At 39.7% G+C, this 1,243-nt stretch carries 2 protein-coding genes; both read left to right on the forward strand.

Annotated elements, in window-relative coordinates; translation table 11 throughout:
* Positions 1–72 precede the first annotated feature (72 nt).
* Positions 73–369, forward strand: a complete 297-nt coding sequence (locus tag C7R93_RS29720) for a transposase (protein ID WP_106842155.1) — start codon at positions 73–75, stop codon at positions 367–369.
* A partial coding sequence (locus tag C7R93_RS29725) for an IS3 family transposase (protein WP_244191695.1) occupies positions 342–1,243 on the forward strand: 902 nt, incomplete at its 3' end. The genes C7R93_RS29720 and C7R93_RS29725, both read left to right, overlap by 28 nt.

Consider the following 1,243-nt stretch of genomic DNA (forward strand, 5'->3'; position numbering starts at 1 on the left):
AGTTATGATCCCCTTTAGGTAGACAGAAAAAAGAGCGCAACGTATTCTGTCATTGACGGGGGGGAGATTTCAATGGGGAACATCCAAAAAACGTATGATGTAGCGTTTAAGAAAAAAGCAGTGGATTTTTATCTGAAAACAGGTATGGGATATAGAAGGAGCGGAAATGAATTAGGAATTGATCCGACGATGTTACGTCGATGGGTGAATCATTTCCAAAAAGAAGGGATAGCTGGACTGGAAGAAAAACGAGGAAAAGTAAGGGGGATTGGTGTAGGGAGACCCAAAGTAAGACCAGAGGATCCAGAGGCAAAAATCAAAAGGCTGGAAGCAGAAAATGCATTACTAAAAAAGCTTTTAAAGATGTAAAAGGTGGGATGGAATCAGTACCTTACAGTAAGCGATTTACTCTCATTGAAGAGCTGGCTAGGAACGGATATAGCATTCTGCTTTTATGTCAACTAGCCCAAGTCTCCAGAAGTGGCTATTACAAATGGATAAAGAGAAGAGAAACGATTACTCCCCATCAACTAGAGGACAAACAAATCAAGAGAAGTATTACAGAATGCCAAAAAGAAGTAAAGGGGATTTACGGGTATCGACGGGTGAAGATATGGCTGGAGAAAAAATCCCCTTTACCGATCAATCACAAACGAATCCAACGTTTAATGAGCGAAATGCAAATGCAAGCCGTTATTCGTAAGAAGAGGCCTTACTATGGTAAAAAAGAAGCGTACGTCGTTTCAGGAAATCTGCTAAACAGGGCATTTCAAGCTTCCCGTCCAAATGAGAAATGGGTAACGGACATTACCTATCTCATTTTTAACGGGCAAAGGCTATACCTGTCTGCGATAAAAGACTTATATAACCATGAAATTATTGCGTACCAGATAAGCCGGAATAATGATATCAAATTAGTACTCGATACGCTCAACCAAGCGAAAAAGAAACGAGATGTGAAAGGAATCCTCCTGCATAGCGACCAAGGATTTCAGTACACATCCCGTCAATATAATCAACTTCTTAAGAAACACAAGATAACACCCAGCATGTCTAGAAAAGGAAACTGTTGGGACAATGCAAGCATGGAGAACTTCTTCAGTCACTTCAAATCGGAATGTTTTTCACGCTATTCTTTCCGAACAGCTAAGGAAGTAAGACATGCTGTAAAGGAATACATCCACTTTTATAATCATGAACGCTTTCAACAAAAATTAAATAACCTAAGTCCATATGAATATCG

Source organism: Brevibacillus fortis, from assembly GCF_003013395.1.
GTDB lineage: Bacteria > Bacillota > Bacilli > Brevibacillales > Brevibacillaceae > Brevibacillus > Brevibacillus fortis.

Coding starts and splice junctions, on each gene's coding strand:
- C7R93_RS29720 (WP_106842155.1), top strand. CDS start 73: ATGGGGAACATCCAAAAAACGTATGATGTAGCGTTTAAGAAAAAAGCA.